The 23,561-nt window shown below is 61.8% G+C and carries 22 protein-coding genes; 16 read left to right on the top strand and 6 right to left on the bottom strand.

What is annotated here, in order from left to right; genetic code table 11:
- The first annotated feature begins 55 nt into the window (after positions 1-55).
- The 6 genes from GL286_RS18655 (at position 56) to queF (ending at position 5,060) form a co-directional block, all read left to right on the top strand.
- The gene (locus GL286_RS18655) at positions 56-1,639 is read left to right on the top strand and encodes a gamma-glutamyltransferase family protein (protein WP_155097086.1); all 1,584 of its coding nucleotides are present in this window, start codon (positions 56-58) and stop codon (positions 1,637-1,639) included.
- Between the two features lie 15 nt (positions 1,640-1,654).
- Positions 1,655-2,644, top strand: coding sequence for a bile acid:sodium symporter family protein (locus GL286_RS18650; RefSeq protein ID WP_155097085.1), 990 nt, complete (start codon positions 1,655-1,657; stop codon positions 2,642-2,644).
- Positions 2,645-2,820: 176 nt separating this feature from the next.
- Positions 2,821-3,525 (top strand): 7-cyano-7-deazaguanine synthase QueC, encoded by a 705-nt coding sequence (queC, locus tag GL286_RS18645; protein WP_155097084.1) that lies wholly within the window; start codon positions 2,821-2,823, stop codon positions 3,523-3,525.
- Positions 3,525-3,878 (top strand): 6-carboxytetrahydropterin synthase QueD, encoded by a 354-nt coding sequence (gene queD / locus GL286_RS18640; RefSeq protein WP_155097083.1) that lies wholly within the window; start codon positions 3,525-3,527, stop codon positions 3,876-3,878. Before queC ends, queD begins: the two co-directional genes overlap by 1 nt.
- Positions 3,875-4,579: a 7-carboxy-7-deazaguanine synthase QueE gene (queE, locus tag GL286_RS18635; protein WP_155097082.1), complete on the top strand. Its 705-nt coding sequence runs from the start codon at positions 3,875-3,877 to the stop codon at positions 4,577-4,579. Before queD ends, queE begins: the two co-directional genes overlap by 4 nt.
- Positions 4,580-4,595: 16 nt before the next feature.
- Entirely contained in the window at positions 4,596-5,060 is a 465-nt protein-coding gene (gene queF / locus GL286_RS18630) for a preQ(1) synthase (RefSeq protein ID WP_155097081.1), read from the top strand.
- Between the two features lie 2 nt (positions 5,061-5,062).
- On the opposite strand, the gene GL286_RS18625 is transcribed toward queF, so the two are convergent.
- Together GL286_RS18625 and GL286_RS18620 are read right to left on the bottom strand one after the other, a co-directional pair.
- Positions 5,063-6,718 carry a GMC family oxidoreductase gene (locus tag GL286_RS18625; RefSeq protein WP_155097080.1) on the bottom strand — a complete coding sequence of 552 codons (1,656 nt, stop codon included), beginning with the start codon at positions 6,716-6,718 and terminating at the stop codon, positions 5,063-5,065.
- Between the two features lie 83 nt (positions 6,719-6,801).
- Entirely contained in the window at positions 6,802-8,115 is a 1,314-nt protein-coding gene (locus GL286_RS18620) for an MFS transporter (RefSeq protein ID WP_211596420.1), read from the bottom strand.
- Between the two features lie 221 nt (positions 8,116-8,336).
- On the opposite strand from GL286_RS18620, the gene GL286_RS18615 reads away from it, so the two are divergent.
- On the top strand, positions 8,337-9,101 hold the full coding sequence (locus GL286_RS18615; RefSeq protein WP_155097079.1) for an IclR family transcriptional regulator: 765 nt from the start codon (positions 8,337-8,339) through the stop codon (positions 9,099-9,101).
- 78 nt (positions 9,102-9,179) lie between these two features.
- On the opposite strand, the gene GL286_RS18610 is transcribed toward GL286_RS18615, so the two are convergent.
- Positions 9,180-9,641, bottom strand: a complete 462-nt coding sequence (locus tag GL286_RS18610) for a YaiI/YqxD family protein (protein ID WP_155097078.1) — start codon at positions 9,639-9,641, stop codon at positions 9,180-9,182.
- A 219-nt stretch (positions 9,642-9,860) separates the two neighbouring features.
- Positions 9,861-10,586, bottom strand: a complete 726-nt coding sequence (locus tag GL286_RS18605) for a FadR/GntR family transcriptional regulator (RefSeq protein ID WP_155097077.1) — start codon at positions 10,584-10,586, stop codon at positions 9,861-9,863.
- Between the two features lie 317 nt (positions 10,587-10,903).
- On the opposite strand from GL286_RS18605, the gene GL286_RS18600 reads away from it, so the two are divergent.
- The 3 genes from GL286_RS18600 (at position 10,904) to GL286_RS18590 (ending at position 15,625) form a co-directional block, all read left to right on the top strand.
- Complete coding sequence (locus GL286_RS18600; RefSeq protein WP_155097093.1) at positions 10,904-12,271, top strand: MFS transporter; 1,368 nt, start codon at positions 10,904-10,906, stop codon at positions 12,269-12,271.
- A 92-nt stretch (positions 12,272-12,363) separates the two neighbouring features.
- Positions 12,364-13,917 carry a galactarate dehydratase gene (garD, locus tag GL286_RS18595; RefSeq protein ID WP_155097076.1) on the top strand — a complete coding sequence of 518 codons (1,554 nt, stop codon included), beginning with the start codon at positions 12,364-12,366 and terminating at the stop codon, positions 13,915-13,917.
- A gap of 190 nt (positions 13,918-14,107) precedes the next feature.
- Positions 14,108-15,625, top strand: coding sequence for a peptide MFS transporter (locus GL286_RS18590; RefSeq protein ID WP_155097075.1), 1,518 nt, complete (start codon positions 14,108-14,110; stop codon positions 15,623-15,625).
- Here GL286_RS18590 and GL286_RS18585 read toward each other — a convergent pair.
- Positions 15,622-16,542 (bottom strand): LysR family transcriptional regulator, encoded by a 921-nt coding sequence (locus GL286_RS18585; RefSeq protein WP_155097074.1) that lies wholly within the window; start codon positions 16,540-16,542, stop codon positions 15,622-15,624. The two genes, GL286_RS18590 and GL286_RS18585, sit on opposite strands and share 4 nt — an antisense overlap.
- Positions 16,543-16,675: 133 nt before the next feature.
- Between GL286_RS18585 and GL286_RS18580 the strand changes: the two genes are divergently transcribed.
- From GL286_RS18580 to GL286_RS18555, 6 genes are all read left to right on the top strand, one after another.
- Positions 16,676-17,500: an aldo/keto reductase gene (locus tag GL286_RS18580; protein ID WP_155097073.1), complete on the top strand. Its 825-nt coding sequence runs from the start codon at positions 16,676-16,678 to the stop codon at positions 17,498-17,500.
- A 7-nt stretch (positions 17,501-17,507) separates the two neighbouring features.
- Positions 17,508-18,695, top strand: a complete 1,188-nt coding sequence (locus tag GL286_RS18575) for an MFS transporter (protein WP_155097072.1) — start codon at positions 17,508-17,510, stop codon at positions 18,693-18,695.
- A gap of 170 nt (positions 18,696-18,865) precedes the next feature.
- Positions 18,866-19,843, top strand: a complete 978-nt coding sequence (locus GL286_RS18570) for a tagatose kinase (protein WP_155097071.1) — start codon at positions 18,866-18,868, stop codon at positions 19,841-19,843.
- Between the two features lie 15 nt (positions 19,844-19,858).
- Positions 19,859-20,623, top strand: coding sequence for an SDR family NAD(P)-dependent oxidoreductase (locus GL286_RS18565; RefSeq protein ID WP_155097070.1), 765 nt, complete (start codon positions 19,859-19,861; stop codon positions 20,621-20,623).
- 11 nt (positions 20,624-20,634) lie between these two features.
- Positions 20,635-21,363: an SDR family oxidoreductase gene (locus GL286_RS18560; RefSeq protein WP_155097069.1), complete on the top strand. Its 729-nt coding sequence runs from the start codon at positions 20,635-20,637 to the stop codon at positions 21,361-21,363.
- A 7-nt stretch (positions 21,364-21,370) separates the two neighbouring features.
- Positions 21,371-22,102, top strand: coding sequence for an SDR family oxidoreductase (locus GL286_RS18555; RefSeq protein WP_155097068.1), 732 nt, complete (start codon positions 21,371-21,373; stop codon positions 22,100-22,102).
- Here the strand turns inward: GL286_RS18555 and xylB are convergent, their stop codons facing one another.
- Complete coding sequence (xylB, locus tag GL286_RS18550) at positions 22,103-23,554, bottom strand: xylulokinase (protein WP_155097067.1); 1,452 nt, start codon at positions 23,552-23,554, stop codon at positions 22,103-22,105.
- Between the last annotated feature and the right edge of the window lie 7 nt (positions 23,555-23,561).

The raw sequence follows: 23,561 nt of genomic DNA, 5'->3' as shown, positions 1-23,561 counted from the left end.
TCAATATGTATACATATGCCGACAAGCACACCAGACGAAAATAGCCGGAGACCACATGGGCTTTGATTTTCTTTCAGGGCGGCGTCCCTCGACCTACGCGGGTCAGGCGATGATCGCGACGTCGCATCCCTTGGCGACTTCGGCGGGTCTTGAGGTTCTCCAATCTGGCGGGAATGCGGTCGATGCCGCCATCGCGGCGGTTGCGGTGCAATCGGTCGTCGATCCGCTGATGACCGGAATCGGTGGCGATTGCTTTGCGCTTTATGCGCCAGCGGGGGGGCAGGTTCGGGCGCTGAACGGCTCCGGCCGTGCGCCGGAGGCCGCGACGGTCGCGGCGCTCAGGGCGGCTGGTCTGCAGGACGATATTCCGCCAAACAGCCCGCATGCGATAACGGTTCCCGGAGCCGTCTCGGCGTGGTGCAAGCTGCATGGCGAATACGGATCGCAGCCGCTTGAACAATTGTTTTCCCGTGCCGTCGGCTATGCCGAAAACGGCTATCCCGTGACTCCGCGCGTGGCGCAGGACTGGGAGGGAGCCAAGGATCTGGTCGCCGGCGATGTCCATGCCGCCAAGGTGTTCCTGCCTGACGGGCGTCCGCCGGTCACAGGCGAGCGCCATGCCCAGCCGCTGCTGGCGGCGCGCCTGCGCGAGATCGCGAAATCGGGAGCGAAGGGGTTTTATACCGGAGAAACGGCCTCACATATGGTCGCGCATCTGCGCAGCCTCGGTGGCTTGCACACCGAAGTCGACTTCGCGGCGGGCTGCGACGAGGCGGAATGGGTCACTCCGATCCACGCGAATTATCGGGGCTATGACATCCATGAATGTCCGCCGAACGGACAGGGTTTGGCCGCGCTTGTCATCCTGCGCATTCTGGAAGGCTTTGACATGGCCTCGCTTTCGGAGGCGGATCGCATCCACCTGCATGCCGAGGCCACGAAACTTGCCTATCACCATCGCGATGCGTTGATCGGCGATGCCTCGGTTTGTGCTGGTCTGGCCGAGGAACTGCTGTCGGATGCCGTGATCGAGACATTGCGCGCCCGCATCGACATGACGCAGGCGCAGCCTCCGGCATTGTGGGACGAGCCCGAGCATAAGGATACGATCTATCTTTGCGTGGTCGATGCGCATGGCAACGCTTTGTCTTTTATCAATTCGATCTTCAACGGGTTTGGCTCGGGTCGGCTTGATCCGGCGACGGGCGTGTTGTTCCACAGCCGCGGCTCGTCGTTCCGGTTGATCGAGGGGCATCCGAATGCCATCGGACCGCGGAAACGCCCGATGCATACGATCATTCCCGGCATGGTGACGCAGAACGGTCGGGTCGTGATGCCTTTTGGCGTGATGGGCGGACATTATCAGGCGGCCGGTCACGCCGCTTTCCTGTCCGGCGTGATTGACCGTGGCATGGGCGTGCAGGAAGCCATCGACCAGCCGCGCAGTTTCGCCTTTGGTGGTATGCTGGACCTCGAGAAAACGATCCCGCCCCAGACCCGCACCGAACTCGAGGCTCGGGGCCATACCGTACGCGTTCTCGATGCGCCCATCGGAGGGGCGCAGGCGATCCGCATCGGCGACGGCCTGCTCGAAGGCGGATCGGATAGCCGTAAAGACGGCATGGCGCTGGGATTCTGAGGCCGGAGTGAGAAGATGGGTTTCCTGAAACGGATTGGCATCGACAACTATATGCTGATGTTGATCGGCACTGTCCTGCTGGGGGTGATCCTGCCCGCGCAGGGCGTCGCGGCGGTTATCCTGAAGGGGGTGACCTATTGGGCGGTGGCGCTGCTGTTCTTTCTATACGGCGCAAAGCTCGACCCTGCCTCGGTGCGGGCGGGTCTGCTGAACTGGCGGTTGCAAGGTCTGACTTTCGGGGCGACCTATCTGCTGTTTCCGCTGCTGGGGCTGCTGCTTACCGCGATCTTTGGCGGCGTGTTGGGGGCGCAGGTCACGCTGGGGCTGCTGTTCCTTGCGGTGCTGCCCTCGACGGTGCAATCCTCGATAGCGTTTACTTCGATGGCTGGGGGAAACGTTCCCGCTGCAATCTGTGCCGCATCGCTGTCGAATCTGATCGGGGTCGCGCTGACGCCTGCGCTGGTGGCGGTGATGCTGCATCAGGGCGGCGGCGGCGTCAGTATGGACGCTGTCGTCAAGATCGGCATCCAGATCCTTCTACCATTCGTCATTGGCCAGTTGTTGCGGCCGGTCGTGGGTGAATTCGTCAAGCGCCATCGGACTTTGACCCTGACCGTGGACCGAGGTTCGATCTTGCTGATCGTTTACTCGGCCTTCAGCGCCGGTACGGTTTCGGGGCTATGGGCCTCGATCCCGCCGCAAACGCTGATCGTTCTGATGGTCGTAGTCTGGATCTTTCTGGCGCTGGTCTTTGGTCTGATGCTGGGTGCGGGGCGGTTGTTCGGGCTGCCCTATGAAGACCGCGCGGTGCTGTTTTTCTGCGGCTCGACGAAAAGTCTGGCCAGCGGTCTGCCGATTGCCACGGCGCTGTTTCCGGCTGCGACGGTCGGGGCCACGGTGCTGCCGATCCTGATCTATCACATGTCGCAGCTTTTGGTTTGCGCGATGATCGCGCAGGCCAGCGCTAGACGGCGCGCGAATGACGGAACCGCATTGGCTGGCTGATTTGCCCGCTTGGGGCTTCTGGCCGGTGGCTCGTGATCGGGCAGCCGGCCTTTTTCTTTTCCGCGACCCCCACGTTGATAACCGTGGAAAACGGGCGGTTGCACCTGCCGCCGCAACCGCTTATGAGGCCCGACACCGGTCGCAGCCTACCCGGTTATCAAAACAAGGGTTCTAGAATGAAAACTGCTGTTGTCTGCTCAGGCGGACTCGATTCCGTTTCGCTTGCCCATATTCTGGCGACGGAGAACGCGCTCTCCCGCATCATCTCGTTCGACTACGGACAAAGGCACCGCAAGGAGCTGGATTTTGCCGCGCGCACGGCGGAACGGCTGGGTGTGCCGTTCCATCTGATCGATATGCGAACAATCGGGGCGGCGCTGACCGGCTCGGCGCTGACCGATGATCTTGAGGTTCCCGATGGCCATTATGCCGAGGAAACCATGCGCATCACCGTGGTTCCCAATCGTAACGCGATCATGCTGACGATTGCCTTTGGCGTGGCTGCCGCCCAAGGTGACGATGCGGTTGCGACGGCGGTGCATGGCGGCGATCACTTCATCTATCCCGATTGTCGCCCCGGTTTCACCGACGCATTCGCGGCAATGCAGTCGGCCGCACTGGAGGGCTACGCCAAGGTCGCGCTGCATGTCCCCTTTGTCCGCAAATCCAAGGCCGATATCGTGGCCGAGGGGGCAAAGGCGGGTACTCCATTTGCCGAAACGTGGTCCTGTTACAAGGGCGGAGACCTGCATTGCGGCCGGTGCGGAACCTGTGTCGAGCGTCGCGAGGCCTTTGATCTGGCGGGCGTGCCGGACCCGACCCCCTATGCCGATCCGGATTTCTGGCGCGAGGCGATTGCCGCGCGGGGTGAGGTGGCCTGATGTACCGTATTTCGAAGGAATTCCACTTCTCGGCCTCGCATCAACTGACGCATCTGCCCGCCGGTCATCAATGCGCGAGGTTGCACGGCCATAATTACATTGTCGTGGTGGAACTGGCGGCAGCCGATCTGAACGCTGACGGCTTCGTCCGCGATTATCACGAATTGGCCGAACTCAAGCATTACATCGACGACCGTTTCGATCACCGTCATCTGAACGAGGTGCTGAACGTGCCATCGACCGCCGAGAACATGGCGCGGCATTTCTTTGACTGGTGTCGCGAACGCTGGGCCGAAGTCACAGCGGTGAAGGTGTCCGAGACGCCCAAGACGTGGGCCGAGTATCGGCCATGATCCTGCGTATCGCCGAGATTTTTGGCCCGACAATTCAGGGCGAAGGCGCGCTGATCGGCCAGCCCACCGTATTCATCCGCACCGGCGGCTGCGATTATCGTTGCAGCTGGTGTGACAGCTTGCATGCGGTCGACAGCCGGTATCGCCATGACTGGGCGGTGATGGATGCGCAGCAGATCATGGCTGAAGTTGCCCGCCTGTCGGGGGACCAGCCCCTGATGGTGTCGATCTCGGGCGGCAATCCGGCGATTCAGGATTTTTCCGGTGTGATCGCGTTGGGGCGGGCCCAAGGCTATCGCTTCGCCTGCGAGACGCAAGGCTCGGTCGCGCGGGATTGGTTCGCGGATCTGGCATTGCTGGTCCTGTCGCCCAAACCTCCGTCCAGCGGGCAGGAAACCGACTGGAGCGCGTTCGACGCCTGCCTTGCCGCAGCGAAAGACGCGCCGCGGATCATGAAGATCGTGATCTTTGACGACCACGATCTGGCATGGGCGCGGGAGGCCTCGACGCGCTATCCCGACTTGGCCTTGTATCTGCAACCCGGCAACCCCGAGACCGATCCGGACCTGCCGGTCGATCCGCAATCCTTGGCGGACCGGATGCTTTGGCTGGTTGACGCGACCGTCGGCGCGGGCTGGCTGACCCCTAGAATCCTGCCGCAGCTGCATGTGCTGATCTGGGGCAACAGGCGCGGTGTCTAAGCGCGAAAGGACGATCATGACCGAAACGATCTATAGCAATCTCAAGCAATTGGGTGGTACGACAGAACTGCCGCAAAGTCCTGAAGCGGCCGTTCTTGAACGCGTTGCGAACCCGCAGGCCGATGTGTCCTATAACGTGCGTTTTACGGCGCCCGAATTCACCTCGCTTTGTCCGATGACGGGCCAGCCCGATTTCGCGCATCTGGTGATCGACTATGTGCCGGGCGATTGGCTGGTGGAATCGAAATCGCTGAAGCTGTTCCTTGGTTCGTTCCGCAATCACGGCGCTTTCCACGAGGATTGCACCATCTCGATTGCGCGGCGTCTGGCTGATTTCCTCGCGCCGCGCTGGCTGCGGATCGGCGGTTACTGGTATCCGCGCGGAGGCATTCCCATCGACGTGTTCTGGCAAACCGGCGCGATGCCCGAAGGCGTCTGGATTCCCGATCAGGGGGTTCCGCCCTATCGCGGGCGCGGCTGATTTCAGGCAACCTTGTCCAAGGAACTGCTGATCGCGTGGCTGCTTTGGCTGGCCGCGCGGTCCTCGATCACCATGCGGGCCAGCTTGGCCCCGATCATCATGGCGGGCGCGTTGGTGTTGCCCGACACGATTTCGGGCATGATCGAGCAGTCGGCGATCCGCAACCCGTCGATGCCACGGACCTGCAGGCGCGGATCGACGACCGAACGGTCATCGTCGCCCATTCGGCAAGTGCTGGTCGGGTGGTAGATCGTCGTCGAGTTCTGCCGCGCCCAGTCGAGTGTTTCGTCATAGCCCTGCACGTCGGGGGCGGGGCGGAATTCCTGCGAGATGGCCTCGCGCAACGGGGCGGTTCGGGCGATCTGGCGGGCGATCTCGATCCCCGCGACGATGGTGTCGCAATCGGTACGGGCGGACAGATAGTTCGGCTGGATCAGAGGGGCGTCGCGCGCGTCCGCCGAACGCAGCGTGATCGTGCCACGGCTTTCGGGGCGAAGCTGGCAAACCGATTGGGTAAAGGCCGAGAAGGGATGGACCCCTTCGCCGGGGCTGTCCGCCGACCACGGCTGGATGTGGAACTGGATGTCAGGCGTCGCAAGATCGGGGCGGGTACGCAGGAAGCCGAAGACAAGGCTGGCCGCCATGGTCATCGGACCGGTGCGGAACAGCGCATATTCGAGCCCGATGCGGGCCTTGTTGAAGATGCTACGCACCTCGTCGTTCAGTGTCGCCTCGCGGCATTTGAAGACCAGACGAGCTTGCAGATGGTCCTGAAGGTTGCGGCCAACCTCGGGCGAATGGCGGGCAACTCGGATGCCATGCGCGGTCAGGTGCTGCGCATCGCCCACGCCTGACAACATCAGCAGTTGCGGCGAGCCGATGGCTCCGGCGCACAGGATAACCTCGCGCGCGGCGCGGATGATCTGGCGGTTGCCGTCGGGGCGGGCGATCTCGACCCCGATGGCGCGACCGTTTTCGATCACGACGCGCATTACCTGCGCTTCGGTCACGATTTGCAGGTTCTGCCTGTCGCGGATCGGGGTCAGGAATGCCTTGGCCGAGGAGCAGCGCCGCCCCTTGTCGACCGTCAGCTGGAAATGCCCGACGCCGTCCTGAACCGCGCCGTTGTAATCGGGATTATAGGGAATGCCTTGGGCCTTGGCAGCTTCGATCCATAATTCGCAGATGCGGCGGCGCAGGCGCGGGTCCGAAACCTGTAGCGCGCCTTCGGTGCCGCGCCCTTCGCCTTCGCCGCGCTGGAATGTTTCGAGTTCTTCGAAAATCGGGCCGACCTCGCTCCATGACCAGCCGCGATTGCCCATCTGGGCCCAATGGTCGTAGTCCTGCCGCTGGCCCCGGACGTAAAGCAACCCGTTGAGCGAGGACGAGCCCCCCAGCACCTTGCCACGTGGCCAGTGGATCGAGCGGCCTGCGATGCCAGGATCTGGCTCGGTCGAATAGCACCAGTCGAAATCGGGATTGTGCATGGTGCGGAAATAGCCAACCGGAATGTGGATCCACGGGCTGCTGTCGCGCCGGCCGGCTTCCAGCAGCGTGACGCGGATCGCGGGATCGGCGCTTAGCCGGTTTGCCACGACGCAGCCTGCAGAGCCTGCGCCAACCACGACATAATCGGCGACCTCGAATGCCTGGGTCATATCAGATCCTTTCGGACACTACGTCCGCTCAGAGTGATTGTCCGGTTTGCGACGCCCCGCAGGGGACGCCGCGATTGCTAGGGTTACTGACCGCGCGCCTGCCGCCGACCAATCAAGATCGCGCAGACCATCGAGACCAGACCGGCAAAGACGACGTAGCAGCACAGCCAGAACGGGTCGTTCCCGTTCGCAGCCATAAGGTAGGTCGCGATCATCGGTGTGATCCCCGAGGCGAAGATGCCCGAGAACTGATAGACAAAGGACACGCCGGTATAGCGGACGCTGGCGTCGAAAAGATCGGCAAACAGCGCCGCCTCGGGGCCGTAGCAGATCGGGTAGATGACCCCGAACGGCAGCACGATCCCCAGCACGATCAGTCCCGGATTGCCTGACGACATCAGGGCAAAGGCCGGAAACACGCTGAGAACCAGCAGGAACGCGCCCATGGCATAGGTCTTGGGTCGTCCAATCTTGTCGGACAGTCGCCCGAAGAACGGGATGCAGAAGATCATCACGACGGCTGCGGCGCAGACCGTCCATAGCGCAAAGGTGCGCTCCAGCCCGACATACTTGGTCAGATAGACGATCGAGAACACGGCGAAGATGTTGAAGAACACCCCGTCGATATAGCGCGCACCCATGCCCAGCAGGACATTTTCGGGGTAGCGCTTCATCATGTCGGTAAAGGGCAGGCCTTGGTCGCGGGCGCGGGATTCGGCTTTGGCTTTCTCGAATTCCGGGCTTTCGCCGATATTGCTGCGGATCCATGTCCCCAGCAGCACAAGCACGATCGAGGCGATAAAGGCCGAACGCCACCCCCATGTCAGGAATGCATCCTCGGGCAGCATCGTCAGCAACGCCATCACGCCCGAGGCCATGAACAGCCCCAGTGACAACCCGATCTGTGGGATCGAGGCGTAGAAGCCGCGCTTCTTCTCGGGTGCGAACTCGTAGGCCATCAGGACGGCCCCGCCCCATTCACCGCCGATCCCGATGCCCTGTAGGATGCGCAGGATCAGCAGGATGATCGGCGCGGCGATGCCGATGCTGTCATAGGTCGGCAACAGGCCGATCGCCACGGTCGCGCCGCCCATCAGCAATAGCGTGATGATCAGCATGGTCTTGCGGCCGATCCTGTCGCCGAAATGACCGAACACCAATCCGCCCAAGGGGCGGGCGACAAAACCGACCGCGAAGGTGGCATAGGCCATCAGGATCGAGACGGTCTCGTTATCCGATGGAAAGTAGAGCTTGTTGAATACAATCCCTGCGACGACTCCGTATAGGAAGAAGTCGTACCATTCGATCGTCGAGCCAACGAGGCTGGCGAAGACGACCTTCTTAACATTGCTTTCACGTGTGGAGGTGCCAAAGGCACCCATGCTCAGATCCGACATGACGCCCTCCCGTGCGATGTTGGTCTTCGTGCAATTTTTGTGTGGATCGGCGCGCCTCCTCGCACGCTGATAGGGGGATGCTGCATTAGCTTACCGATCCGAGTCAAAGTATTTTTGATACCATTAGTCTCAAAACTCAATTTTCCGTTTGTCGGTCTTGTGGTTGGAGCGGCGCGGCACTCGGGCTAGAATGGCGTTTCCAGATCAAAGCATGTGAGCCGATGGACCAAAGTAGCGACCCCAGCCCTGCCGCGCCCAGTTTGAGAAATCTGCATATTCTGGAAGTGGTTGCGACCGAGGCGCGCCCAATCACAGCGACCGAGATAAACGCCGTCCTTGGTCTGCCGAAGCCGACGATCCATCGGCTGGTGTCGAACCTCGAACTGGAAGGTTATCTGAGCCGTCATCTTGACGGGCGCGCCTATCTGCCCGGGCCGAAGTTGCGCGAGATGATGCTGGGCGTGATGCGCGCGGGTCAGCATCAATTGCCGCGTCGCGAGGTGCTGATGCGCCTGCACGAGAAGGTGGGTGAGACATGCAACCTGTCGATTCCCGATGGCGATGCGATGATCTATGTCGATCGGGTCGAAACCCAATGGCCGTTACGGATCGCGCTGAAGGTCGGCTCTCGGGTTCCGCTGCATGCGACATCTGCTGGTAAGGCAGCGTTGGCCCAGATGCACGAACCCGAGCTGCTACGCTATCTGGCCAAGGCGCGCTTGGTCGCGCATACGTCGCAATCGATCACCGATCCGGAAGCATTGCGCGCCGAGATCGCGGCCATTCGTGAACGGGGTTATTCGACCGATAGCGAGGAATTCGTATCCGGAATGATCGCCATTGCGGTTCCCGTGCGCGACCGTTCGGGAAGATTTTGCGCAACGGTCTCGTTCCACGCCCCGATGCAGCGGTTGACGCTTGAGGCGGGGCGTCGGTATGTCCCTGACTTGCAAAAAGCTGCGGAAGAACTGGCGGATCTGATCTAGGCGTGGCGGCTGGCGCATCGGTTGCTGGCTTCGTCGCGGTGCGATTACCCCGACGAAACCAGAATGTCTTTTGCGAACCTATGGCTGCGGCAATCGTTGAGCGGCCGTCAGAACCCGATCAAGAGATTGCAGGAAGTGCGATTTGTCCGCCTTTGAAAATGCCGCGCCGCTGCCTTGGTGAAAGGGATTTGCTGCGCGGATATCCTGCATCAGATCGCGAGTCGCCAGGCGTTGGCCGATATTGGTAATTGTCAGCACCTCTCCGTTCGGCTGAATGACTTGTGCGCCTGCCTTCAGACAACGATCCGCCAACGGAATATCGGCGGTGACGACGACATCGCCCATACCGCAATGCGCTGCGATCCACTGGTCGGCGACATCCGGCCCCTCGGGCACGATCTGCAGCGACACAAACGGATTGGTCGAGGGCCGGATTCCTCCGTTACAGACCAGTATCATGGGCAAGCGCATCCGTGTGATCACACGCTCGGCCTCGAGCTTCACGGGACAGGCATCCGCGTCGATATATAGCGTGGTCATCGGGTTTCTTCCGTTTGTCAGGGGCTAGGCATATTGCCCCTGATCCCGATCCGGCGAAAGGACCGAAAATGCCGAGGGCAGTTTTGCCTGAGCCCAAGATCGCCTGATGCCAATCCAGAATGCTTGTGATCACACTCGCCGAAACGCAGATCGCGATGGTACGTCAGGCGTCACATGGATCGGATGAGGAGCCGCCCGATCCAGTCCACAATCTGGGCATTATTCTTCAAGAAACACGCGGGTCCGTGTTCGCGTAAGATGCTCGTTCATGGCATGCCTCGCGGCCTCGGGATCCCGCTGCTGGATTGCTTCCACAATGGCCTCGTGTTCCTCGCAAACCTTGGCAATGCGCTGAGGACTGATCTTGCCCGACAGGCTACGGGCAAATTCGATGCTTTTGATGAATTGCGGCCCGGCGGAAGCAAGGGCCGAGCACAGAAAGGCATTGTGCGCCGCCTCGGCAATCGCGAGGTGGAACAAGCGGTCCTCTTCGATCCCCGGATGCCCCTGACTTAGCGCGTCCTGCACCGCATCATGCGCGGCGCGGATTCGCGCGAATTCCTCGGCGTTGTGACGGGTCGCGGCGAAATAGGTGATCTCGGCCTCGATGACCTGCCGGAATTCGAACAGACGCTGCATCGTGGCGATGCTGCCGATTTCGGGGTAGTCCAGAACTCCGGCATTGGGACGCCGCAGGACCATGCTGCCTTGACCGCGACGCGACGTCACAATGCCGTCGATCTTGAGCCGCGACAGGGCCTCGCGAACCACGGTTCGCGATACCGCGTACATCTGGCAAAACTGCGCTTCGGTCGGCAAACGACTGCCCTCGGGCAGCGGTTTGTGCAGGATCAGGTGCAATATGTCGTCGTAAATCTTGTCGGCCAGCGTCGTCGATCCAGTGCCTCTGGCTGGCTCGCCGCCTAATCTAAGTTCGTCCTTCAAAGCATTGTCCACCCGTATTGCGACGTCATGCCATTGGCGCAGGACGCCTCCTCCGTTGGCGAAGATAGTGCGTCTTTCGTCGTATGTGGAGTCGCGAGGTCAAATGCGAAGTTGTATTATTTGTATTGTCAAATTGACGTCATTTCGACTAGTTGTATGACATAAACCTGACGGCGGCCCGAAAAGCCTACAAAATCATTGTCTTACGCGAGGGTCGAATCCTTGAAGCTACGGCATCGATTCCAAAAGCACGGCGTTACCCGCGCCGAAGTGGTCGTCTTGATCTGACACTGGCTCGGGAGGAACAGCCTTTGGATATGTCAACTCAAATGGGCACTGCTTCGGCAGTGGCCAAGCGCACGAATGCCCGCTGGGGCATTCTGGCAATGCTCTTTATTGCAACCACGATCAACTATGCCGACCGAGCCACCATGTCGATGGCAGGCAAGGACATGAGCGAGGCGCTTGGCCTTTCGCCGGTCCAGATGGGCTATGTCCTGTCGGCATTTGCGTGGTCCTATGTTCTGGCGCAGCTGCCCATGGGCACGATGCTGGACAAGTACGGTTCGCGCCGCGTCTATTTCTGGGGCCTGCTTCTGTGGTCGCTGTTCACCGTCATGCAGGGGACCGTTGGTTTCCTGACCGGCGGCGCGGCCGTATTCATGCTGTTCGCCTTGCGTCTGGCGGTCGGTGCAGCTGAAGCGCCCTGCTTCCCCGGCAACGCACGCCTGACCTCGGCTTGGTTCCCCAAGCAGGAGCGTGGCTTTGCCTCGGCGATCTTCAACTCGTCGCAATATTTCGCCACGGCAGCCTTTGCGCCGCTGATGGGCGCGATCATCCACCACCTTGGCTGGCAGGCCGTGTTCTACATCATCGGTGGTCTTGGCGTCGTTCTGGCCGCGATCTGGGGCAAGGTCATCTACCCGCCGCGTCTGCATCCGACCGTCAACAAGGCCGAGCTGGACTATATCCGCGAGGGTGGTGCGCTGGTCGACATGGACTATGCCCAGTCGGAAGCAAAACCCGCGCAGGTCGATACCAAGAAATGCGTCAAGGAATTGCTGGCCAGCCGTATGTTGCTGGGCGTGTACAGCTTCCAGTTCTGCATCAACATCCTGACCTATTTCTTCCTGACGTGGTTCCCGATCTATCTGGTCAAGGAACGCGGCATGTCGATCCTGAAGGCCGGTTTCGTTGCCTCGATGCCTGCGCTTTGCGGCTTCGCTGGTGCGATCCTTGGTGGCTATATCTCGGACCTGCTGCTGAAAAAGGGCTACTCGCTGACCTTCGCGCGTAAGGCTCCGGTCGTTGTGGGCATGTTCCTTGCGATGTCCATGCTGGCTTGTGAATATGTCGAATCCGACGCTCTGGTCGTGTTCTTCATGTCGCTGTCGTTCTTCGGCAAGGGGATCGGCTCGCTGGGCTGGGCCATCGTTTCGGATACCTCGCCGAAAGAGGCCGGTGGCATCTCGGGCGGTCTGTTCAACACCTTCGGCAACTGCGCCGGTATCGTGACCCCGATCGTGATCGGCTACCTCGTGGCTGCAAGCGGTGGTTCGTTCAACAGCGCGCTGGTCTTCGTCGGTCTGAGCGCCGCGGTCGCCCTGTTCATGATGCTGTTCGTGGTCGGCAAGATCGAGCGCGTCGAGCTGAAAAAGTCGCTGATCGCGCAACCCGCGAAATAAGCGTCCCAGTCTGAACGGCGGCAGCTTCACGGCTGCCGCCATTTTGCGATATTCTGGCGCCCGAACGCGGCGCATCGAGGAGATATCCCGCCATGACCATCCAGCAGGCAGCCCCCCAAGCCCCCCGTTCGATCCGGCTCAATCCCAATGACAACGTGGCAATCGTCGTCAATTCCGGCGGCTTGCCCGCAGGTGCGGTTCTTGAGAATGATCTGGTCCTGATCGACCACGTCCCGCAGGCGCATAAGGTCACGCTGCAAGACGTGCCGGAAGGCGGCGAGGTCGTGCGTTACGGCGAAGTCATCGGCTATGCGCTGAAGGCCCTGCCGCGCGGTTCGTGGGTCAACGAACTGCTGCTGGAACTACCCACGCCGCCCGAGTTGGCAAGCCTGCCGCTGGCGACCAAGGTCCCCGCCGACCTGCCCCCGCTGGAAGGCTATACCTTCGAGGGCTACCGCAACGCGGATGGTTCGGTCGGCACGCGCAACGTGCTGGGCATCTCGACCTCGGTGCATTGCGTGGCTGGCGTGGTCGATCACGCCGTCCGCATCATCAAGGAACGTCTGCTTCCGAAATACCCGAACGTCGATGACGTGGTCGGCCTGAACCACCTTTACGGCTGTGGCGTCGCGATCAACGCGCCCGAAGCCGTGGTGCCGATCCGCACCCTGCAAAACCTCGCCAAGAATCCCAACTTCGGCGGCGAGATCCTTGTCGTCGGCCTTGGCTGCGAGAAGCTGCGCCCCGAGACCCTGATGCCCGAGCTTCCCTCGGATCAGGCCATGAAGAACATCATGAGCCTGCAGGACGAAGGCTTCACCGGCTTCCAGCAGATGATCGACCGCATCCTGCAGATGGCAGAAGAGCGCCTTGAGCAGCTGAACCGCCGTCAGCGCGAAACCGTTCCGGCCTCGGAGCTGGTCGTCGGTCTGCAATGCGGTGGCTCGGACGCGTTTTCGGGCGTGACCGCGAACCCGGCGCTTGGCCATGCCGCCGATCTGATCGTGCGCGCAGGCGGCACGGTGATGTTCTCGGAAGTGACCGAGGTGCGCGACGCCGTCCACCTGCTGACGCCGCGCTGCATCGACGAGGAAACCGGCCGCGCCATGCTGCGCGAGATGAAATGGTACGACGATTATCTGGCGCAGGGTCGCACCGACCGCAGCGCCAACCCCTCGCCGGGGAATAAGAAGGGCGGGCTGTCGAACATTGTAGAGAAGGCTTTGGGGTCGATCGCGAAATCGGGCAACAGCAAGATCTCGCAAGTTCTCGCCCCCGGTGAGCGTGCGACGAAAAAAGGTCTGATCTTTGCTGCGACCCCTGCCTCGGACTTTGTCTGTGGCACCCAGCAATTGGCCTCGGGCATGACGCTGCAGGTCTTCACCACGGGCCGCGGTACGCCCTACGGTCTGGCGGCAGCTCCGGTCATCAAGGTTGCGACCCGCACCGATCTGGCTAAGCGCTGGCATGACCTGATGGATTTCGACGCGGGCCCCGTAGCCACCGGCGAGGCCACCATCGAGGAAGTCGGCCAGCAGCTGTTCGAGCTGATTCTGGATGTCGCCAGCGGTCGCAAGAAGCCGTGGTCCGATGTCTGGGGCATCCATAACGCGCTTGCGGTCTTCAATCCGGCTCCGGTGACCTGAGCCAGTAGAATCCGCCCTTTAGGCGAATAAAGAATGTCGGCCATCGGATCCGTCCTCTCGGGCGTCCGGTGGCCGAATGCATTTCCGGACCAGCCTGCGACATCCGGCCCCACGGGTGACGGTCGTCCGGTTATTTATGTTTCCCGCATTTAGGCGTATAGGACATAATCCTAAAAGGCTGCAGGTGACTATGACTGCCATCGGAAAATACCCGTCCGGATTGACCTCGCTTTTCCTTGTCGAGATGTGGGAGCGATTCAGCTATTACGGGATGCGCGCAATCCTTGTGCTGTACCTGATCGATGCCATCGCGAACGGCGGATTGGGGCTTGCCACCTCCGAGGCGGTGGCGATCTACGGGATCTACACCGCAGCCGTGTACATTCTTGCCCTGCCAGGCGGTTGGATATCCGACCGTTTCTGGGGGGCGAGACGGGCGATCATCGTCGGCGCTGTCATCATCATCATCGGCCATGTGCTGCTGGCGATTGCCGGCTCCAATGAGATGACTTTCATGCTGGGACTTGCCAGCATCGCTGTCGGGACGGGGCTGTTGAAGCCCAATATCTCGTCCATGGTGGGCGAGTTGTACGACAGCGACGATATTGGCGGACGCGATGCCGGATTCTCGTTCTTCTACATGGGCATCAACGTCGGCGCGATCCTGGGCGGCTTTGTCGCGGGATATCTGGGCGAGACCTGGGGCTGGCACTGGGGCTTTGGCGCTGCGGCCGTCGCCATGTTCGCGGGGCTGGTGAATTTTATCTATGCAGGTCAACGGGCATTACGCGGAAAAGGCGAGCCGCCCAAACCGCACCATCACCCCAATGCAGATACCGCGCGGTCTGACCACCTGATTTCGGGCATCCTCGTCGTTGCGGCCATCGCCGTGATGGCGGCGCTGACTTTCACCGGCTGGATCAACCTGCGCAGCGCCGAAGGCATTGCCGAGGCAATGGGTGTGTTGATCGTGACGGTGGCGATCGGGTTCTTCCTGAATATCTACGCGGCCGGAGACCTGACCGCCGAAGAAAAGCGCCGCATGATCGTGCTGGCCATACTCTTTGTTGCGGCAGCCATCTTCTGGTCGCGGTTCGAGCAGGCGGGTTCATCGCTGTCGATTTTCGCAGCCGAGATGACCGACCGCCAGTTCGGCAGTTTCGAGGTTCCGGCCTCGTGGTTCCAGAACCTGAATCCGGCCTTCATCATTCTGCTGACGCCAGTCATCGCCTCGTTCTGGATCTTCGCCCAGAACCGCAAGTGGGAGATCTCGGTCTTCGTCAAATTCGGTCTGGCGCTGATCCTTGTCGGATTGGGATTTCTTCTGCTGGTTCCGGCCGCGCAAATCGCCTCGACCGGCGGCAAGGTTTCGTTCCTGTTCCTGTTCGGTACATTCCTGATCCATACCTTGGCCGAGTTGCTGCTTAGCCCCGTCGGCCTGAGCACGTTCTCGCGGCTCGCACCGAAACGGTTCGTGAGCCAGATGATGGGCTTCTGGTTCCTTGCGGCCTCGCTGGGCAGCCTGATGGCGGGTCTGCTGGCGACGGGAATGGATACGTCCAGCCCTGCCAGCATGCCCGACCTGTTCAGCCGCCTTTTCTGGGGCAGCCTGTTCCCCGGCGTGGCACTGATCCTGATCGCGCGTCCGCTGACGCGTTGGGCCTTGGGCGGCAGCGAGCATCTGAAGCCCACGCCCGAAACCGACTAAATTGTGGGGGCGTCCGGCAGCCGCAGAAAATCGCGTAGCTTCGGGGTCATGAAGTCAAGAAACGCCCGAACGCGATGAGGCAGACGCTCTCCTCCCAGAAACAGGGCGCTGACGTCTTCGCTGTCGCCTTTCGTGGCCGAGGGCAGGACTTCGATCAACCGACCTGCGGCGATGTCTTCGCGCAGATGGAACTCTCCCATGCGAGCCAGCCCCATCCCTGCCAAAGCCATGCGGCGGACGGTTTCGCCGTTATTGGCCAGAAATGGTCCTGCCACGCGGCGCTCGATGACGCGGCCTGCCTCGCGCAGGGGCCACATCGGCGCAGAGCGGCGGAAGTTGAAGCCAAGGCAACGATGCGCCGAAAGATCCTCGATCCGCTGCGGCGTGCCGTGCTGATCCAGATAATCGGGCGAGGCGACAATCTTGCGCGGAGCGGTCCCCAGCTTGCGAACGGTCATCCCTGAATCGGGCAAGGGACCGACGCGGAACGCGATATCGGTCCGGTCCAGATAAAGGTCCACGATCTCGTCCGACAGGGACAGGTCGACGACAATATTCGGATAGGCCTGCCAGAAGGCAGGCAGAAGCGGCTCGACCCCCAGTTTCCCGAAACCGACCGAGGCGCTCACCCGCACTGTGCCGCCCAAGTTGGTCGCTCCCTGCGACAGATCATGTTCGATTTCCTCCAGATCGCCAAGCAGCGTCTGGCTGCGTTCGTAATAGATCCGTCCCTCGGTGGTCAGCGATAGTCGCCGTGTCGAGCGTTCCAGCAATCTGACGCCCAGACGTGCCTCGATCCGGCTGATCAGCTTACTGACGGTCGAGGGGGTCAGCCGCAGATTTCGTGCCGCATCCGAGAAGCTGCCGGTTTCGACCACGCGCAGAAAAACCTGCATCTCGCCCGCGCGATTATCCATATTCGGTCCGATCTGTGAAACTTGTTCTCAAATCATGTGCATCTTCGGCCGATTATCAAGACGTCGCCTACTGCGTATCTGATCGGGACCAAGACGGCATGTGCCGCAACCGCGCCCCGAGCAGGAGAAGACGATGCAATTTGTGACCGCCCATGGTGCCCGCATTCCCGCACTGGGATTCGGTGTGTTCCGGATGAGCGATGCCGAGGTCGAGCAGGTTGTCCCTGCGGCGCTGGAGGCAGGCTTCCGGCATTTCGATACCGCCCAGATCTATGGCAACGAGGCCGCGTTGGGTCGTGCGCTTGGCGCGTCCGCTGTGCGCCGCGACGATTTGTTCCTGACAACCAAGGTCTGGGGCGACAACTATTCCGCGGATCGTTTCGCAGCTTCGGTTGATGAAAGCCTTGACCGGTTGGGCGTCGATCAGGTCGATCTGCTGCTGCTGCATTGGCCCGGAGACAAAGTTCCGCTGGCCGACCAGATCGGTTGGCTGAACGAGGTGCAGGCGTCGGGAAAGACGCGCTTTATCGGCGTCAGCAACCAGAACATCACGCAACTTCGCCAGTCGGTCGCGCTTAGCACGGCTCCGATTGTCACCAACCAGATCGAGATGCATCCCTATCTGGATCAATCCGCGATGCTTGCCGCTGCCGCGCCGTCCGGCACGACCGTCACCGCCTATTACGGCATGGCGGATGGGGCGGTCCCGAAAGATGCCGTGCTGCAAGAGATCGGAGCGCGCTACGGAAAATCTGCCGCTCAGGTTGCTTTGCGGTGGCTGGTCCAGCAGGGCGTGATCGCCCTGTCGAAAACCGCCCGTCCCGAACGTGTCGCCGAGAACTTCGCGATTTTCGACTTCGCTTTGAGCAATGACGAGATGGCCCTGATCAGCGGGCTAGCCCGCGCGGATGGTCGTCTGGTCAGCCCCGAGGGGCTTTCACCCAACTGGAACGAATGAGGTTTCCATGAATACCGCACAAAATCCGGGCCGGGTGAACTGGCCCCTGATCGCCTTGGCTATCGGAGCCTTCGGGATCGGTACCACCGAATTTTCACCCATGGGTCTGCTGCCTGTCATCGCTGACGGGGTCGGAGTCTCGATCCCGTCGGCGGGGATGCTGGTCAGCGCCTACGCCATCGGCGTGATGGTGGGGGCTCCGGTCATGACGCTGGTTTTCAGCCGCTTCGGCAAGCGGACGGCGCTGATGCTGCTGATGGCGATCTTTACCATCGGCAACCTGATGTCGGCCTTCGCGCCGGATTACGTCTCGCTTCTGGTAGCGCGGTTGGTGACCAGCCTGAATCACGGCGCATTTTTCGGGCTTGGTTCGGTGGTTGCCGCCAGCGTCGTGCCGAAGGAACGCCAAGCCAGTGCCGTCGCAACCATGTTCATGGGGCTGACCATCGCGAATATCGGTGGCGTTCCGGCAGCGACCTGGGTCGGCCAGCAGATCGGCTGGCGCATGGCTTTTGCCGGCACCGCAGGGCTGGGCCTGATTGCGATCGCCGCCTTGTGGTTCGCCTTGCCCAAAGGCATGTCCGGCACGCGTCCCGACGTCAAGCGCGAGCTGCGCGTTCTGACCCGCCCCGAGGTGCTGCTTGCCATGGCGACGACGGTCATGGGTGCGGGGGCGATGTTCTCGCTGTACACCTACGTCGCGCCGATCCTTGAAACCCTGACCGGAGCCTCGGGCGGTTTCGTCACGCTGGGACTGGTGCTGATCGGGATCGGCTTCACCATCGGCAATTGGCTTGGGGGGCGCTTGGCCGATTGGTCGCTGGACAATGCCACCATGATCTTCCTTGCCGGTCTGGCCGCGATCATGCTGGCGATGCCCTTGCTGCTGGGAACCCATGTCGGAGCGGCAATTGTGTTGCTGATCTGGGGCGGTGCGGCTTTTGCAGTGGTTCCGCCGGTGCAGATGCGCGTGATGCAATCGGCCTCGGAAGCGCCGGGACTGGCCTCGTCAATCAATATCGGCGCATTCAATCTGGGCAATGCGCTTGGCGCGGCGGTCGGTGGCGCGGTCATCAGCCTTGGCTGGGGATACGCTGCCGTTCCGGTCGCGGGCGGGGCGTTGGCTGCCCTCGGGCTGGCTCTGGTCTGGCTGGGCCGACGCCGTGAGGTGTCCGAGGCGCTATTTGAAGTCTGACATGACACTTGCGGGGCCGATGCGGCCCCGCAGACATATCTGCCCGCCAGAAACATCTGGATCGCTTCGATTACAAATGTATTATCGCGGCAGGGAATCTTCGGCGGGGGGTGGCTGCGTGCAAGGGTGTTGGCATCAAACAACCGGCATGACCATGAGCAGCCCAATCCATGCTCGCACCTGACGCTCTTGGCCCGACCCTCTGCATCGGCGAAATCATCGTCGAGATTGTCGCCACCACGACAGGAGACGGCTTTCGTCACCCCCAACCATTGCTTGGCCCGTTTCCCAGCGGGGCGCCCGCGATCTTTATCAGCCAATGTGGCCGGTTGGGCGGGCAAAGCGCGATGATCGGAGCCGTTGGAGCGGATGATTTCGGTGCTCTCAACCTTGCCAGATTGCAGTCGGACGGGGTCGATGTTTCGGCGGTCGCGCTTGATCCTGAATGGCCGACCGGCAGCGCCTTTGTCCGCTATCGCGCGGATGGCTCCCGCGAGTTCGTGTTCAACATCAACCATTCCGCCGCGACCCGCTTTGGTTGGAGCGAACCCGTGGCGCGGCTTGTGGCGCGCGCCGGTCATCTGCACGTGATGGGCTCTGCCCTGTCGATGCCGCCCGCGCGCGAGGTCATCGTCCGCGCCGCCGCAATGATCAAGGAACGCGGTGGCACGCTGTCGCTAGATCCGAACTTGCGAAAGGAACTGTCCGGCGGTCCCGAGATTGCCGAACTGTTCCAGTGCCTTGTCGGCCTATGCGATCTGCTACTGCCATCCGGCGCCGAGCTATTTCCGGCCGCCGGACTGGACGCGCCCGATACGACCGAGGCGCAAGCCATCGCCCATCTTCTGCAACGTGGTGTGACCGAGATCGTGTTGAAACGCGGACCTAACGGCGCGAGCCTGTTTACCCCCGACAGCGTTATCCGTGCCGCGCCGTTTCAGGTCGATGAGGTCGATCCGACCGGCGCCGGAGACTGCTTCGGCGCGGCCTATGTCACCTGTCGTCGCCTTGGCATGGGGGCCGAGGCGGCCTTGACCTATGCCTGCGCTGCGGGTGCCCGCAACGTCACGGCCGTCGGCCCTATGGAGGGGGCGGGTACGCTGGCGGAACTGGATGATTTCATTCGTACCACAGCACGGCGGATTTGACCGAGGGGGGAAACGATGACGCTTGAAAGGTTTCGGTTGGACGGCAAGGTTGCGTTGATTACCGGTGGTAATCGCGGGATCGGTCTCGCCATCGCAAAGTTGTTTCTGGAAGCAGGTTCTTTTTGCATGTTGTCCGGCCGGTCGCAGACTGACGGGCTTGGCGCGCTTCTGGCGGCGTACCCCGACCGTGCCGCATGGTTTCAGGCCGATGTGAATGACGAGGCAGCACCCGAAGGCATGGTTGCCGCGACCGTGCAGCGCTTTGGTCGGCTGGATATTCTGGTCAACAATGCGGGCATCGCCGATAATGGCGATTTCCACGATTTCGACGACGCAAGGTTGAAGCGGATCATGGACACCAACCTTATCGCGCCATTCCGCATTGCGCGGGCTGCGATCAAGCCGATGCTGGCGCAGGGGAGCGGTTCGATTGTGAATATAGGCTCGATCTCGGGTTATGTCGCGAACAAGCCGCAATTGCAGGTCGCTTACAACGCATCTAAGGCCGCCGTGCACCAGATGAGCGCCGTCATGGCCTATGAATATGCCGGTCGGGGCATCAGGGTGAATGCTCTGGCTCCGGGCTATGTCGTCTCGGATATGACGGCGGGGGGTATCGCCAATCCGGAATGGAACCGGATCTGGACCGAAAACACGCCGATGGGCCGATTTGCCCAGCCCGAGGAAATGGCGACCTGTGCGCTGTTTCTGGCATCGGACGCGGCCAGCTATGTCACCGGCGCGGTGCTGGTCGCGGATGGCGGATACACAACGCATTGAGGGGGGGAAAGATGGGCGAGATTTTGACGGATAAGGTCGCGTTGATTACGGGCGCGGCTTCCGGGATCGGACTGGCCACGGCTCGCGCGTTGATCGGGCAAGGTGCGCGTGTGGTCATGGTCGACCGTGACCGCGCCGCGCTGGATCGGCTGGCTGGCGAACTGGGTCCGGCGGCGATCCCTCAGCTCACCGATCTGCTGGATGCGGAGAGCTGCGCCGCTATGATCCCAGAGGCGCTGGCCAAGGCTGGTCGCATCGACATACTGCATTGCAATGCCGGAACCTATATCGGCGGGGATCTGGTCGAGACGGATGGTGCGACTATTGACCGGATGTTGAATCTGAATGTGAACGCCGTGATGAAAAACGTTCATGCTGTCATTCCCCACATGGTCGAGCGGGGCAGCGGCGATATCATCGTCACCTGTTCGGTCGCGGGCCATTCCGCGATCCCGTGGGAACCGGTCTATTCCGGATCAAAATGGGCGATTACCTGCTTTGTCCAGACCATGCGGCGGCAGCTGAACCGCAAGGGTATCCGCGTCGGTCAGGTTTCTCCGGGGCCGGTGATCTCGGCCCTGTTGGCGGACTGGCCCGAGGAAAACCTGCAGAAGGCCAAGGATTCCGGCAGTCTGATCGAGCCCGACGAGGTTGCCGATGCCGTGATCTATATGCTGACACGACCGCGAAATGTGACGATCCGCGACATGATCGTCCTGCCCACCAATTTCGACATCTGAGGGCGGCATGGGCGATTTCAGCGGATTGACCGTGCTGGTCACCGGCGCGGCCGGAGGGATCGGTCGCGCTATGGCGGAACATTTTGCGAAGGCCGGAGCGCGGCTTGCGCTGGTCGATGTCAAGGATACCGGCACGTTGGCTGCCGGATTTGGGTCACATCATCGGGCGTTCACGCTGGATCTGGCCGACCCCGCAGCGATCAGCGCGATCGTGCCGCTGATCGGCGAAGCGATGGGGATCGACGTCCTGATCAACAATGCCGGTTTGGGTATCGTGTTTCCGGCGGCGCAAGTGTCGGTCGTGGATTGGGACGCGACGATGGCGATCAATCTGCGCGCGCCTTGGCTGATGTCGGTGGCGGCGCTGCCCTATCTGAAACGCTCGGGGCGGGGCAGGGTGGTGAATATCTCGTCCCAGGCCGGAGTGATCGCGATTGACGAACACGCGGCTTATGGTGCTAGCAAGGCGGGGCTGAATCTGTTGACCAAGGTGCTGGCGGTGGAGTGGGCGGGCTTTGGCATCACGGTGAACGCCATCGCGCCGACCGTGGTCGAAACGCCGATGGCGCTGGTAGGCTGGGCCGGAGAAAAGGGCGAAAAGGCCCGCAGGGACATCCCCGTCGGGCGTTTCGCCAAACCTTCCGAGATTGCGGCAGCGGCGGGCTTTCTCGCCTCGGTCGAGGCGGGGATCATCACGGGCGAGGTGCTGATGGCCGATGGCGGTTATACCGTACGCTGATCACTGCGCGGCACGGATGGCCGGATAGGCGGCTCGAAACGCGGCGTAACCGGCATCGAAAGCATCGCGTAGCGCGGGATCCGGCGCGATCTCGGTCGTGGTCGCAGGAGAGGTCATCACTTGATCGACCGGACCTGCGCCCGCAGCGACCATGCCCAGCCTTGCCGCACCCAGTGCGGCACCGAACTCTCCGTCCGATGGTAGGGCCAGCGTCACGTCAAGCGCCGTCGCGATAATCTGCAACCACGTCTGCGAACGCGCGCCGCCTCCGATTGCCATCAGCCGGTCGATCCGGACGCCGGTCACCTTCAATGCCTCATGGCTGTCGCGCAGGCCGAACGCGACGCCTTCGAGTACGGCGCGGGTCAGGTCGTCGCGACCGGTATCCGAGCCGATGCCGGTGAAACTGCCGCGGATCAGCGGGTCGTTATGTGGCGTCCTTTCGCCGGAAAGATAGGGCAGGAAGCGCACCGGACCGGGGCGACGCAATTGCGTGCCCAGATCCGAGGTCAATCGGGACGGGCTTGCCCCCGTGATCTGCGCCAGCCAGTTCAGGCTGTCGGTGGCGGAAAGCATCACCCCCATCTGGTACCATTTTTCCGGAACGGCATGGCAGAAAGTATGTACGGCCGTTTGTGGCGCGGGCCGATAGCCATCGCGCGCGACCAGAAGCACGCCCGATGTCCCCAATGAGACAAAGCCCTGTCCTTCTTTCATCGCGCCAATGCCACAAGCGGCGGCGGCATTGTCACCTGCTCCGCCAGCGACGGTCACCAGACCCGCAAGGCCCCATTCGCGCAGCAATTCGGGCCGTAAGCGGCCCGCGACCTGACTGCCTTCGACCAAGCGCGGCATCTGATTGCGACGCATGTGACCGGCGACCAGCAGATCATCCGACCAGTCGCGTCCGCCCGTATCCAGCCACGAGGTTCCTGCGCTGTCGGACATGTCAGCAACGTGCTCGCCGGTCAGCCACAGGTTGAGGTAGGCGGTCGGAAGCAGGACATGTGCGATCCGCGCGAAGTTTGCCGGCTCATGCGTCCTGACCCATTCCAGCTTCGGTGCGGTGAAGCCCGGAAAGACGATATTCCCCGAGGTAGCGCGGAATTCCGGCATGGCGTCCAGACGCGCGGCCTCGGCATGGCTACGGGTGTCGTTCCACAGGATGCAGGGACGGATGACCTGATCCGCGGCGTCCAGCAGTGTCGCGCCATGCATATGCCCCGCGACCCCGATCCCTTTCAGCGTGGCGAATTCGGGTCGGGTGTCGCGCAGTTCCGAAACCGCGCCCTGCAATGCGGCGATCCAGTCGGCGGGGTCCTGCTCGGACCAACCGGATTTCGGGTGACTGACGCGGTAATGACGCTCGGTCGCGCCCAAGGGACTGCCGCTGTCCGAGACCAGCAGGGCGCGCAATCCCGACGTGCCCAGATCGATTCCAAGGAAACTCATCGCGTCA

It is taken from the genome of Paracoccus aestuariivivens (genome assembly GCF_009711225.1).
Classification (GTDB): domain Bacteria; phylum Pseudomonadota; class Alphaproteobacteria; order Rhodobacterales; family Rhodobacteraceae; genus Paracoccus; species Paracoccus aestuariivivens.
Note: the sequence above shows the minus strand (reverse complement) of the source record. Positions and strands in the feature narration are given on the sequence as shown.